Here is a 13,437-nt window from a genome sequence, read left to right on the forward strand (position 1 = left end):
TTACAGCGTTAGCAGAAACGCGAGCAGATCCTCTTTCTCGGACTTGGTGAGTTTCAGTCCGAGCACCAGGTTGAAGAATTCCACCGTGTCTTCCAGCGTCAGCAAGCGGCCGTCGTGCAGATAGGGCGGCGAGTCCTTGATGCCGCGCAGAGGCGGAGTCTTGACGGAGCCGTCCGTCGAAGTGGCTTGGCTGGTGGTGATTCCGGGTCGGTAAAACCGTTCCACCTTCAGGTCATGGGTCTGGTTGTCGGTATAGTGGGGCGGTGTGTGGCAAGTCGCGCACCGGGCTTTGCCGAAAAAAAGTTCCTGCCCTCGGAGCGCGGCCTCGTCGTTGTTTTTTTGCGGGTCCAGTTTGCCCGACGTATCGAGCCTGGGCGCCGGCGGAAAATCGATGAGTTTTTGAAACTCGGCCATGAGGCGCGCTTCGTCGGCTCGTTCGACCATGTGGGCTTCCTTTCTTTTGGCGGCTTCAGCGTCTCCGTCGAAATAAGCCGTCTCCAGTTCGAATTCCGAGCGGTCCTCGATGCTTTTCAGTCGGCCCTGGGTGTCGAACAACTGCTGGACGTCGACGCCCCTGAGGCTCCGCGTGTCGATGCGACGGCCGGGTTCCCGCGGCCGGGTGCTCGATGCCGTCTGTATGGCCGCGCCGGTGTGGCCGTTGACATGGCAGTCGAAACAGGCGACTCCGGAAGAAGGATCTTCGGTACGGCGGTCATCGGTGGCGTTGAACTGCTGCTGGGGAAAAGGTGTGAGCAAGAGCCGCAGCCCTTCCAGCTGTTCCGCATTGATGATGCCGTCGAAAAGTTCGCGGTAGTTGGATAGCGTTATCAAGCGGCTTCGAGAGACATCGCCCAGGTCCGGCCGTGTCTTGAGAAAGAGCGGAGACGGGAGTTCCGGTTGGAAGCGATCCGGAATGTCGAAGCCCACGTCGAAACGGGTGAGATCCCGGCCTTCTTGCTCCTCGACGGCTTCTATGAAATTTTTGCTGAACACGATGCCGCCCTCGGCGGGATTGGGGTGGGGCAGAGGCATGAACCCCTTCGGAAACAAGTCTTGCTTTCGAATGTCCTCAGGGGACATTTCCACTAATTCTTCCCAGGTTATGACCTCCCGCAGTTTGACCCGCACGCCTTCCTGAATGGGTTTGCCATGGGTCATCGTCACTGTTTTGGAGGGGTTGTCGCTGAGATCGTAACGTTCGTCGAGAGCCTTCAAATGGCGCTCCATGGCATCCAGCTTTGCGGTCTTCATGCGCGCCATGAACTGCTGAAATTCCTCGGCGCTCCTCGCCGGAGCGGGACACATCGCGAGGCCGGTGAAGGTCAGGCCCAGGATTGCGAATCCACGCAGAACCGTTTCGAGTGCTTTTTCTGGCATCGTCCGTTCCTCCCTATCGGCACTTTGCTGAATGCAGCCTCGAAAGCCGCGATGGTTGAAGTCCGTAGACGAAATGTTTAATTAAATGGCAGTCATCTCGATAGCGATAGCCGTACGAATACGGACCCATTCAAAGTCGCTTTCGATGAGGAATTAATTTTTGTAGGGTGGGTTAGGCCGCGAGGCCGTAACCCGCCGAGCGACCTCGAATCGGTGGGTTACGCTCCGCTAACCCACCCTACATAATGGTCACTCGAATGCCCAATGGAATGAGTTCGATTCCAGGGCAAGCAGGGCGGTCGGAAACCCGCAAGAAGCCGCGGTGAAGGGGCGAGGGGCAAGCCGGGACGATCGTCCCGGCCCGCCGATGACGAAGATCAGATCCCGGAGAGGCCGACGATGTTGTAGCCGGCGTCCACGTACAGGATTTCCCCGGTGATGCCGGATGCGAGATCGGAGCATAGAAACGCGGCGGCGTTGCCCACTTCCTCGATGGTGACGTTCTTGCGCAAGGGAGCCGCTTGTTCGCCTTTGGCCAGCATCTCGCGGAAATTGGCGATGCCGGAGGCGGCGAGGGTACGGATGGCTCCGGCGGAGACGGCATTGACGCGGATCCCTTCGGGGCCGAGGGAAGCCGCCAGATAACGGACATTGGCTTCGAGGCTGGCTTTGGCGACGCCCATCACGTTGTAATTCGGAATGGCCCGTTCGGCACCGAGATAGCTCAGCGTCAGCAACGAACCCTTGCGTCCCGCCATCAGCTTGCGGCCGGCTTTCGCGAGCGCGGCGAAGCTGTAGGAACTGATGTCGTGGGCGATACGGAAATTTTCGCGGGTTACCGCGTCGAGATAAGAGCCTTCCAGGGCTTCGCGAGGGGCGAAGGCGACGGAATGGACGATGCAATCGAGCCCGTCCCAGCGTTTGCCCAATTCGTCGAAAAGCGCGTCGATCTGCTCATCGCTCGCCACTTCGCAGGGCAGGACGATTTTCGCGCCCAGTTCCGCCGCCAGTTTTTCGACGCGCTCCTTGAGCTTGTCGTTCTGATAAGTCAGCGCGATTTCCGCTCCCTCCCGCCGCATCGCCTCCGCGATGCCGTAGGCGATGGACCGATTGCTGGCGACACCGACGATAAGAGCACGCTTGTCTTGCATGAAACCCATGGTGAATCTCCGATTTCGTCTGGAAATGGCGCGAAAGTATCCGCTAGAGGCCGAATGCTGTCTAGCCTGCATTTCTCCCCCCCTTCAATCGCAAACGGTCGCTTAAGGAAGCTCTGAATAAGTCCCTGGCCCCGATAAAATAACGCCCAACGTCCAATTTTCGACAGGTCGACCCCAGATGAAGCAACTCGGACTCAGTGCCACCGTGTTTGTGAAGAAACCGAAGCTGACCAAGCGTCAGAAATTTCTCCAGGACATGGAGCAGGTGATTCCTTGGGCGTTGTGGACGAGCCGAATTGCACCGTACTACCCGACGGCCGGCCGGGGCAGGCGTCCCTTTCCTTTGGAGACGATGTTGCGCATCCACCTGATGCAGCACTGGTTCGGCTACTCCGATCCGGCGATGGAAGAGGCGCTGCACGACATTCCGATGCTGCGCGAGTTTGCCGGGCTGGATGCGGGCGAGGACGCCATGCCGGATGAAACCACGATCCTCAAGTTCCGGCGCCTGTTGGAAACCCATCAGATGGCGCAAACCCTATTCGATGAAACGGCGGCCCTATTGGCGGAAAAGGGCTTATTGTTGCGTCAAGGGACCATCGTGGATGCCACCCTGATCGCCGCCCCGCCGTCCACGAAGAACCGCGAGCGGAAGCGGGATGGCGAGATGAGTTCGACCAAGAAGGGTAACAATTACCACTTTGGCATGAAGGCGCACATCGGCGTGGATGCTGATTCAGGCTTGGTGCACACGGTGGAAGTCACCACCGCCAAGGTGGCGGACGGGGTCATGACCGATGCCCTGTTGCACGGCGAGGAGCGGGTCGTCCTGGGCGATCGGGCCTATACCCGCAAGGACCGCAATCTGGAGGTCGAACGCCAGGAGGGCGAGCCGGTCTGGGCATTTCCCTTCAAGCGTAAGAAGGGCGAGGACTTGCCTGCGGAACAAGTGCTTCACAACCGCATGCTGGCCGCGCTGCGGGCGGTGGTCGAACACCCATTCCGGATCGTCAAACGCCAATTCGGCTATACCAAGGTCCGGTACCGGGGACTCTTCAAAAACGGGCAGCAACTCTACCTGCTGTTTGCCCTCGGCAATCTCTACCAGGTGCGGGAGGAGTTGATGGCAGCCTAGGGATCAATCCGTGCATCGTCCCGGAAAACCGGGGGCGAGGGGCGGAAAGAGCGCCGATGGCGGGCGCCAATTGGGGAGGGAAAAACGACCTTTTTCGGCTGGCAGCCCCGGCCGGTTTATCGGAGCCACCAATAAAACGCACTTATTCAGAGCTTCCTTAAGTAGGTCGGCAATCCTTTGCCGACACAGCGGATCTGTCGGCAAAGGATTGCCGACCTACGGACTGAGCGGTGTCTGTTCACCTGCAACGCGGCTAACGATGCGACTATCGCACCGTTCGCTCGCGTATAATGGCCGCCTATGGTGATCAGGCAAGAATCGGTACATCGTTTTTCCGGTCTGGCAAGTTCCGGCCGCGAGCTTTTTTTTGCACGTCGAAGCTTTATACATTTATTCCGGCCGGCCGCGGTTCTGCTGCTGACTTTCCTGCTTGCCGCCTGCGGCAGTCCTCTGAACAATCCTTATCCGGCCGGGGACAAGGGCAGGAACATTCTTTATACCTCCTTCACCGAGCGGCCCAAGCACCTGGACCCGGCGCGGGCCTACAGCTCGAATGAATACGAGATCATCGCCCAGATTTACGAGCCGCTGTTGCAGTATGCCTATCTGAAAAGGCCCTATCAGCTCGAGCCGCTGACGGCGGAGGCTCTGCCAATAGTGACTTACCTCGATAAGGATTTGCGTCCGCTCCCGGACAACGCGCCTGAGGAACGGATAGCGTACAGCGAATACGATATTCGCCTTCGTCCGAACATCCTGTTTCAGCCTCATCCGGCATTCGCCAGGAACGGCGATGGGAGCTTTCGCTATCACGCGCTGACCGAAGGCGAATTGGCGAAAATAAGCACGATTACCGATTTTGCCGAAACCGGCGCCCGAGAGCTGACGGCCGAGGATTACGCTTATCAGATCAAGCGGCTGGTGCATCCCCAGCTGCATTCTCCGATCGCCGAGATGATGAAGAGTTATATCGTCGGTCTCAAGGAGACGGGCGAGCGGATGGCGAAGGATTTCGAAGCCCGGCCGGATAAATCGGAATTTTTCGATATTCGCGGCTATACCGTGGAGGGCGTCGACATCGCCGATGCGCACCGCTTGAAGATCCGGCTGCACGGCAAGTATCCGCAGTTCCGCTTCTGGCTGGCGATGCCGTTTTTTGCCCCCATGCCTTGGGAAGCGGATGCGTTTTATGCCCAGAGGGGGTTGATCGAAAAGAACATCACCCTCGACTGGTATCCGGTCGGCACCGGCGCCTATATGCTGGCGGAGAACAATCCGAACCGGCGCATGGTGTTGCTGAAAAACCCCAATTATCACGATGAGTTCTACCCGGCAGAGGGCGAGCCGGAGGATGCGGCGAAGGGTTACTTGAAGGATGCCGGGCAAAAGCTGCCGTTTATCGAGAAAGTCGTCTTCACTTTGGAAAAGGAAACGATTCCCTATTGGAACAAGTTCCTGCAGGGCTATTACGACGCCTCGGGGATCGCTTCGGACAATTTCGATCAGGCCGTCCAGTTCACCGGGCAGAACGATGCCGAACTGACGCCGGAGATGAAGGCCAAGGATATCCACTTGGAGACGGCGATCACGACGACCATATTCTATATGGGCTTCAACATGCTCGATGCCACGGTGGGCGGGCTGGACGAGGCCAAATCCAAGCTTCGCCAAGCCATCAACATCGCGGTCGATTACGAGGAATTCATCGATATTTTCATCAACGGACGCGGCGTTCCGGCCCTGGGGATTTTGCCTCCGGACATTTTCGGTCACGTCGAGGGCAAGGACGGGATCAACCCTTACGTGTACGACTGGGCGGACGGCGCGCCGCGCCGCAAGAACATCGAGGCCGCGAAAAAGCTCCTGGCCGAGGCCGGCTACCCCAACGGTGTCGACGCCAAGACCGGCAGGCCCTTGGTGCTTTATCTCGATACCGTGGCGCGGGGCCCCGACGACAAATCGATTCTGAACTGGTACCGCAAGCAATTCGCCAAGCTCGGCATTCAGCTGGTGCTGCGCACCACCGATTACAACCAGTTCCAGCAGAAGATGCTGAACGGCAACGCACAGATTTTTATGTGGGGCTGGAATGCCGATTATCCCGACCCGGAAAACTTCTTTTTCCTGGTGTACGGCGAGAACGCCAAGGTGGGCAAGGGCGGAGAGAACGCGGCCAATTATAAGAACCCGGAATTCGATCGCTTGTTCGAGCGTATGCGCAACATGGACGACGGGGAGGAGCGTTTCCGTATCATCCAGGCCATGCAGGAAATCCTTAGGCACGATTCGCCCTGGTTATTCGGTTATCATCCCAAGGCTTTTTCGCTGCATCATGACTGGTTCCGCAACCTCAAACCCAATCTGATGGCCAACAACGGGCTCAAGTACCGGCGCATCGAAGCCGAGCAGCGGGAGCTCAAGCGGGCGGAGTGGAACCGGCCGATCTATTGGCCGCTGGCCGCGGGTTCGGGGCTGCTGGTCGCGGCGATCGTCCCGGCCTATTCGACCTATCGCCGCCGCATGAGGTCCACCGCGTTATGATCCGCTATATCATCCGCCGCGTGCTCTACGCTCTTCCGCTGCTATTGGGCGTGAACATCCTGACCTTTCTGCTGTTCTTCGTGGTGAATACGCCGGACGACATGGCGCGTATGCATCTCGGGGAGAAGCATGTCACCCAGGAGGCGGTCGAAGGGTGGAAACACGAGCGCGGCTACGATTTGCCCCTGTTCTGGAACGATAAAGCGGAAGGCGCCGAGAAGGCGACCCGGACGATTTTTTATCAGAAGTCGGTGGGTCTGTTTATGTTTCGGTTCGGACGTTCCGACAGCGGACGCGAAATCGGCGCCGATATCCGTCAGCGCATGTGGCCGTCCCTCGCCATCGCGGTGCCTTCGCTCATCGTCGGGCTTTTGGTGCACATCAGCCTGGCGCTACTCCTGGTGTTTTTCCGGCTGACTTATCTGGAATTCTGGGGCATTGCCTTGTGCGTCGCGCTGATGTCCGTTTCGTTCCTGTTCTACATCATCGGCGGACAATACCTATTGGGAAAACTGCTGCAGCTCACGCCGATCTCGGGTTACGACTCCGGAGTCAACGCTATCCGTTTCCTGATCCTGCCCTTGGCCATCAGCGTGGTTGCCGGCATTGGTTCCGGCGTGCGCTGGTATCGAACCCTGTTCCTGGAGGAAGTGGAGAAGGATTATGTCCGTACCGCGCGGGCCAAGGGGCTGTCCGAGCCGCAGGTGCTGTTCGGGCATGTGCTCAAGAATGCGATGATTCCTATTTTGACCGGGGTGGTCGTGGTGCTGCCCTTGCTGTTCACCGGCAGTCTGATCACCGAATCGTTCTTCGCCATTCCGGGGCTAGGCAGCTATACCATCGATGCCATCAGCCAGCAGGATTTCGCCATCGTGCGCGCCATGGTGTTTCTAGGCTCTGCGCTTTACGTCCTCGGTCTTCTGCTGACCGATCTTTCCTATACGCTGGTCGATCCAAGGGTGAGGCTGGGTTGAGCGGGACTCGCAAGCGTCGAAAAAGACAGGCCATTGCAACGGTGTTAAATGCGGAGACGCACATGAACAGAGAATACACGGCGATTACCAAGCAAATCGGCGAATGGCGGGTGGGATGGATCGAAGAAATCCCCGGCGTGAATTGCCAGGAAAGAACTCATGAAGAGTTGTTGAAAAGCCTCAGGATAACTCTGATCGAGGCGCTGCAATTCAATCACGAGGAGGCGAGTTCTCGTAGGGTGGGTTAGGCCGCGAGGCCGTAACCCACCGAGAGACCTCGGATTGGTGGGTTACGCTGCGCTAACCCACCCTACAATTAATCTTCTCAAGATTTGCAAGGACTTAGGTGTGCCGCTCGCAAAGTAATCCGACATGTTGAAGCTGCTCTGGACCGACATTCTGTTCTTCATCCTGCTGGCGGGGTTCGCCGTGCTCGTCGTCCGGGCCAGGGGCCGCGAGCATTTGCGCCGGCCCTGGCGCAAGGTGGCGCAGAGCCGCAGCGCCATGGTGTCGCTGGTAATTCTGCTGGCTTACCTTTTCATTGCCGTATTGGATTCGATCCACTTTCATCCGCGGATTGAAGGCGAAAACGGCCAATACCAAGGCGAGGTGATCAGCGTGCTGGACAGCTGGATGACGCCGATCCGGACGCGCGTGGAAAAAACCTATTCGGCGCCTTTTTCGTCCTACGCCTATGCCAAGGAAATGATCCGTCAGCCGGACGGTACGCAACGATGGGACTATCCCCGTTTGCAATACGGCGGCGCGCATCTGGCCGATCCGGAACACGAGAATATAGCGGATATTCTGACGACCGGCATGAAGGGATTTGGAAAGGGAGTATTGGTCTGGCTATTGCCGGCTTTGCTGGTCGTCGCCTGGCGCAGCCGCCAGGACCGTATCGGTCCGGCCGAGAGTTTCAAGCGCATCGCCCTCGGCCGAACGGAAATTCCGTGGCGGGCCGCATTACTGACGCTGTTCCTCATTTTGGCATGCGGCGGCACGCTGGGCGAGCTGGGGCTGCGCTATCACGTGCTCGGCACGGACAAGGTCGGCGAGGACGTGTTCTACCAAAGCCTCAAGAGCGTTCGGACCGGGCTTTTGATCGGCACCCTGACCACCTTCGCTACGCTGCCGCTGGCCTTGGGATTCGGTATCCTCGCCGGTTATTTCCGCGGCTGGGTCGACGATGTGATCCAGTATCTTTACACCACCCTCAATTCCATCCCCGGCGTGCTGCTCATCGCTGCCGCCATGCTCATCATGCAGGTGTACATGGCCCGGCACGAGGACGACTTCGCCAGCCTGGCGCTGCGGGCCGATTTCAGGCTGCTGTTTCTTTGCCTGATTCTCGGCATGACCAGCTGGACCGGCTTGTGCCGCCTGCTCCGCGCGGAAACCCTGAAGTTGCGCGAAATGGAATACGTTCAGGCGGCTCGGGCGCTGGGCGTCAGGCAAGGCACGATCCTGGCGCGGCATATCCTGCCCAACGTATTCCATCTGGTGCTGATTTCGGTAGCCCTGGATTTCAGTTCGCTCGTGCTGGCCGAGGCCGTGCTGTCGTACGTGAATATCGGCGTCGATCCCACCATGGAGAGCTGGGGCAACATGATCAACAGCGCCCGGCTCGAAATGGCGCGGGACCCGGTGGTGTGGTGGTCGTTGGCGGCCGCGTTTCTGTTCATGTTCACCCTGGTGCTCGCCGCCAATCTTTTTGCGGATGCCGTGCGGGATGCTTTCGATCCGAGGCGGGCGGAGTGATGGACTAGCCATTGTCATCATGTTCGATAAGGCCATGGTATTTTTTCCAGATTCCCGGAGGTAGCTTTTCATGAAATTAAAAGTGATCGTCCATCAGGCCGAGGAGGGCGGTTATTGGGCTGAAATTCCTGCGATTCCAGGCTGTGCTTCTCAAGGCGAAACCTTAGAGGAGTTGTTGGCGAATCTTCATGAGGCCGTAGAAGCTTGCTTGTCCATTGAGGTCGAGGAGAAAGGTCTCGCACAGACGGACAGGATTTTGGAGATCGCCGTTTGAAAACCATTTCCGGCAAAGCTTTAGGGAAATTGCCGGAGCGGCATGGATGGGAGCTAAAGAGAATCAACGGCAGCCATCATGTCTACGGAAAGCAAGGTTATTCGGCGCGTATTTCGGTTCCTGTTCACGGCAATGAGCCGCTCAAAATCGGGCTTCTAAAACATTTTCTTAAGGTGGCCGAAATTTCGGAGCATGAATTGTGAGTGTTGTCTCTGAGGTGCTGGAAACCGGTGTAGAGCGGCAACCGGCCAGCTCGCTTTTGTCGGTCTCCGATCTCCACGTGAGTTTCCGTCAGGGCGCGGAGCTGATACCTGCCGTTAGCGGGGTTTCGTTTCATATCGACAAGGGCGAGACTTTCGCCCTCGTGGGCGAGTCGGGTTCGGGAAAATCGGTCACGGCGCTGTCGGTATTAAGGCTCTTGCCCCACAATGGACGAATCATGAGGGGGCAAGTGAGTCTTGGGGGCACCGATTTGTTCGGGTTGCCGGAATATGCCATGAGCGCCATCCGTGGGCTGCGCATCGGCATTATTTTCCAGGATCCCATGAGTTCGCTGAACCCGGTCATGACGGTAGGACGGCAAATCGGCGAAGTCCTGCGCTTGCAACGGGGTTTGCAGGGCAGGGCGGCGAGAAATCGTGCCTCGGAGCTCCTGGATCATGTGGGACTGCCGAATCCGGAGCGGCATCTGAATGAATATCCCCACCAGCTTTCCGGCGGCATGCGGCAGCGGGTCATGATTGCCATCGCTCTGGCCGGGGAGCCGGACCTCTTGATCGCCGACGAGCCGACTACCGCTTTGGACGTGACGATTCAGGCGCAAATTCTGGAGCTTCTCGAGCGACTGAAGCGCGAAAGCGGAATGGCGCTGTGGCTGATCACCCATGATTTCGGCATCGTCGCGGAACTGGCCGACCGCGTGGCCGTCATGCGCGCCGGCAAGATCGTGGAACAGAGCGATCGAGAAGGGTTTTTCGAAAAACCGGAGCATCCTTACAGCCGCGAGCTGTTCACGGTCATGCCCCGCTTGGACGCCTGCCTAGCCCGGCCCGAAACACATCATTCGGACCCGCTGCTAGTCGTGGAGGACTTCAAGGTCCATTACCCGATCAAGCGCGGCATCCTTCAGCGGACCGTGGATTATGTCAGGGCTGTGGATGGTGTTTCGCTTTCGGTGGCGCAGGGCGAGACCCTGGCCCTGGTGGGCGAGTCCGGATGCGGCAAGACTACCCTGGGCAAGGGGATTCTCAATCTGATCGAGAATTCCGGTGGGCGGGTCCGCTTCGATGGCGCCGATATCACCGGGCTTCGCGGCGAGGAACGCCGGAAACGTTACGCCGAGATGCAGATCGTGTTTCAGGACCCGTATTCCTCCATGAATCCGCGCATGGTCGTGGGCGACATCGTCGAAGAGGGACTACGTGCCTTGCATCCGTCCATGACCGAGAAGGAGCGGCGCGAACGAGTCGAGGATTTGCTCCACAGCGTCGGTTTGCCGAAAGAGGCCCGATTGCGTTATCCGCACGAATTTTCCGGCGGACAGAGGCAGCGCATCTGCATCGCGCGGGCCTTGGCTGTCGATCCCAAGCTGATCGTGTGCGACGAGCCGACCAGCGCCCTCGACGTTTCGGTCCAAGCCCAAATTTTGAAGCTTTTGAGGGATCTGCGCGATCGGCGTGGTCTCAGTTATTTGTTCATCACCCACGATTTGGCCGTGGTGGCCGAGTTGGCCGATCGGGTGGCGGTCATGCACCGGGGCAAGATCGTCGAAATGGGGTCGACTCAGCAAGTTCTTTTTAAGCCGGCTCACTCTTACACCAAGCGTCTGTTGGAGGCAGTGCCGAAGTTAAGAAAGGGACAAAAATAGTTTCTCTCACTTCCAAGTGACAGTGAGCGGAACGAAACGCCTTATGGCCGCTCGGCTGAAATGAAAAAGCCGGGCGCAAGGCCCGGCTAAATGCAGATCGATAACAGGCGTTCGTCTAGTTCTGTACCGCCGGCAAAGTGAGAGGACTGCCACCTGCGTCATTAATACAGCCGGGCTGTTCAAAGCCGGCCGTGACGCCATCCCCGTTGCCGTTATACTGGTCGAGAATAATATTGTCCGGACGAGCGGGATCGCCCGATACACCGCCGACACCCTGCATCTGGTCCAATCCCAGGTTCTTACGAACGCGCCAGGCGATGTTGTGGTCGGCACAGGAGGTATCGCCGCTAACACCCACGGCACCGATGATCTTTCCATTCTTGTAGAGGCCCAATCCGCCCCCGAATACGTTTACGCCACCGGGACGTTTGCCCACCATCGGGTCATTGGCCTGACCATAGTGCTTCGGGTTACCGCCGTAAGCCACGCCGGGATTTACCGGATTGCTGAACTGAAGGCCGTACAAACTGCCGCCGAGCATCGTTTCCGCGTTGGCGCCGGAGGTTCCTTGCGCGGCCGAGTAAAGGTTACCGGTGGAGAGTGCTAGGCCATTAAGGCTAAATGCATTGGCCGTATTGGCTTTTTGGGCGGAAATTACGCGGCTGCCGGGCCATTGGGCGCCACGGTTAGCTCCGGAGAAGGCAACCGCACAGACTACGCCATCACGATTGACGATGGTGCCCCACATGTCGAAGTCCAGTCCGCTGCTTTCGCTGGCAACGGCGCTGATGAGAGCATTTTTCAGCTCGGCATGGGAGGGCAAACCGTTGCACGCCTCCTTGCCAGCGGAAGAATCCGCCATAACATTGCTGCAAGCCAAGGCAGCCGCCCCCAAGGCTATTATTATTTCTCTTGATTTCATAGCAGAATTTCCATTCGTTTGTTGGTGTTGAAAGACAAATAAAGTTATTGAGCGTACCGTCCGCAGCCGGCGGATTACAGGCAAATTAAGAAAAAAGCCCAAAAAGCATTAATTAACAGGGTTTGAAGTCAGATTTCGACAATAACAGGAGCATAAAGCGGGCCATGTCTTTTGTCCCAGTGTTGCAAAAGACAATACGGGCTTTCCAGGAAGCGATTTTCCATTAAATCTAGATTGCTAAGACAAATGGCACGACTATAAACCGGCTATACCGTTTTGCGACTGTAAAAAAAACTGACATTTTCTGTTATCAAGAAGCCGGAATGAGTGATTAATCCGGATAAACCTATGTCCGTATCCTTTTTCATATGTTTTTACATCTTTATCAGGAAGTTAAAGTGTCAGCTTTTTTTACAAATAAGCCGAATCGGTTAGCGCCAGAACACTCCTTCAGGTAACGTTCCAGACTTTCCGGTCAATCGTCCCTCGCCCGATTGATGCAGCAGCGCAAAAATTTCGGCGGCGGCTTTTTTCTCGGTTTCCCCCCAGCTTTTGATTCTTCCGTCGCAGTAATGCTGTCGCAGGGCGTTTTGAATCCGTTCGTCGGTTTCCTGCGTTAAGGGGACGACCTTGCGCCAAACGGCGTCCGACTCGCAGATCGATTTTTTGGCCGCGTCCGCCGCCTTCAAAAATCCTGAAAGCGCATTCTCGTGAGCATTGGCCCAGTCCTCCCTAAAAACATAACCGAGACTCGGTACATCGGCGTCTACCCCCAAGCCTCGAAGTATGCCGCGTCCATCGATAAGACGACGATAATTCTGAGCCTCCAGTTTGGCGGCGAAATTCCAGTAATTCAGGACGGCGTCCAGCTTGCCTTGTTGCAACTGTTGGTTGAGCAGCGGCGGCGCGCCGAAGACCTTGTCGGCGGACTTGTCGAGGTCCAGGCCGTGCTGTTTTTGAGCCAGAGCGCGCAGCAGCAGCCAGTTTTTGTCCAATCCGCCGCCCGCGATGCCTAGCCGCTTTCCCTTGAGATCGGCGATCCCTTGGATGGAAGAGCCGGCCGGTACGATCAACGCCCCATGGCTGGTAGAGTAGGGCAGAAAAGTGACATCCATGCCTTGCCCGCGCTGATTGGCCACCCAGATCCAATCGGACACGATTACATCGACGCTTCCTCCTTGCAGGGCGATTTTCCCCGCCTCGGCGCTGGCAAGGGGAGTCGTTTCTATGGTGATCCCCTGCGCCTTATCGAGTTTTTCCTCTTGAATAACGGCAAGCTCCCAGTTGAGCGTGCCGAAAGCCAGCATGCCGATTTTGATCTTTTGATCGACGGTTTCGGCACAAACGTGACCGGCAGCGATCAGGGCGAGGAAAATCGAGATGACGATTTGATTGTGCATGATGTTTAAACCGGTGCTAAAGAAAG

Annotated in this window: 12 protein-coding genes; 8 read left to right on the forward strand and 4 right to left on the reverse strand. The window is 57.5% G+C overall.

Annotation, left to right across the window (positions count from 1 at the left end; all coding sequences use genetic code 11):
- Positions 1-1,377, reverse strand: coding sequence for a cytochrome B6 (locus tag ACR2TX_RS12985; protein ID WP_077731209.1), 1,377 nt, complete (start codon positions 1,375-1,377; stop codon positions 1-3).
- A 377-nt stretch (positions 1,378-1,754) separates the two neighbouring features.
- On the reverse strand, positions 1,755-2,537 hold the full coding sequence (locus ACR2TX_RS12990; protein WP_077731210.1) for an enoyl-ACP reductase FabI: 783 nt from the start codon (positions 2,535-2,537) through the stop codon (positions 1,755-1,757).
- Between the two features lie 178 nt (positions 2,538-2,715).
- Here ACR2TX_RS12990 and ACR2TX_RS12995 point away from each other — a divergent pair, with 178 nt between their 5' ends.
- The 8 genes from ACR2TX_RS12995 (at position 2,716) to ACR2TX_RS13030 (ending at position 11,089) form a co-directional block, all read left to right on the forward strand.
- A complete protein-coding gene (locus ACR2TX_RS12995) occupies positions 2,716-3,672 on the forward strand; it encodes an IS5 family transposase (protein WP_077732841.1) in 957 nt (318 codons plus the stop codon).
- 300 nt (positions 3,673-3,972) lie between these two features.
- Complete coding sequence (locus ACR2TX_RS13000) at positions 3,973-6,213, forward strand: ABC transporter substrate-binding protein (protein ID WP_434132345.1); 2,241 nt, start codon at positions 3,973-3,975, stop codon at positions 6,211-6,213.
- Positions 6,210-7,187 carry an ABC transporter permease gene (locus tag ACR2TX_RS13005; RefSeq protein ID WP_077728930.1) on the forward strand — a complete coding sequence of 326 codons (978 nt, stop codon included), beginning with the start codon at positions 6,210-6,212 and terminating at the stop codon, positions 7,185-7,187. The genes ACR2TX_RS13000 and ACR2TX_RS13005 overlap by 4 nt, the downstream gene beginning before the upstream one ends.
- A 62-nt stretch (positions 7,188-7,249) precedes the next feature.
- Positions 7,250-7,435: a hypothetical protein gene (locus ACR2TX_RS13010; RefSeq protein WP_077728931.1), complete on the forward strand. Its 186-nt coding sequence runs from the start codon at positions 7,250-7,252 to the stop codon at positions 7,433-7,435.
- A gap of 124 nt (positions 7,436-7,559) precedes the next feature.
- Positions 7,560-8,948, forward strand: coding sequence for an ABC transporter permease (locus ACR2TX_RS13015; protein ID WP_077728932.1), 1,389 nt, complete (start codon positions 7,560-7,562; stop codon positions 8,946-8,948).
- A 70-nt stretch (positions 8,949-9,018) separates the two neighbouring features.
- Entirely contained in the window at positions 9,019-9,222 is a 204-nt protein-coding gene (locus ACR2TX_RS13020) for a type II toxin-antitoxin system HicB family antitoxin (protein WP_077728933.1), read from the forward strand.
- Positions 9,219-9,425, forward strand: coding sequence for a type II toxin-antitoxin system HicA family toxin (locus ACR2TX_RS13025; protein WP_077728934.1), 207 nt, complete (start codon positions 9,219-9,221; stop codon positions 9,423-9,425). Before ACR2TX_RS13020 ends, ACR2TX_RS13025 begins: the two co-directional genes overlap by 4 nt.
- Positions 9,422-11,089, forward strand: a complete 1,668-nt coding sequence (locus tag ACR2TX_RS13030) for an ABC transporter ATP-binding protein (protein ID WP_240502421.1) — start codon at positions 9,422-9,424, stop codon at positions 11,087-11,089. Before ACR2TX_RS13025 ends, ACR2TX_RS13030 begins: the two co-directional genes overlap by 4 nt.
- A 115-nt stretch (positions 11,090-11,204) precedes the next feature.
- Here ACR2TX_RS13030 and ACR2TX_RS13035 read toward each other — a convergent pair whose 3' ends face one another.
- Complete coding sequence (locus ACR2TX_RS13035; protein ID WP_077728935.1) at positions 11,205-12,011, reverse strand: GlcG/HbpS family heme-binding protein; 807 nt, start codon at positions 12,009-12,011, stop codon at positions 11,205-11,207.
- Between the two features lie 431 nt (positions 12,012-12,442).
- A complete protein-coding gene (locus ACR2TX_RS13040) occupies positions 12,443-13,411 on the reverse strand; it encodes an ABC transporter substrate-binding protein (protein ID WP_077729111.1) in 969 nt (322 codons plus the stop codon).
- Between the last annotated feature and the right edge of the window lie 26 nt (positions 13,412-13,437).

The organism is Methylocaldum sp. GT1BB, from assembly GCF_051027545.1.
Taxonomy (GTDB): domain Bacteria; phylum Pseudomonadota; class Gammaproteobacteria; order Methylococcales; family Methylococcaceae; genus Methylocaldum.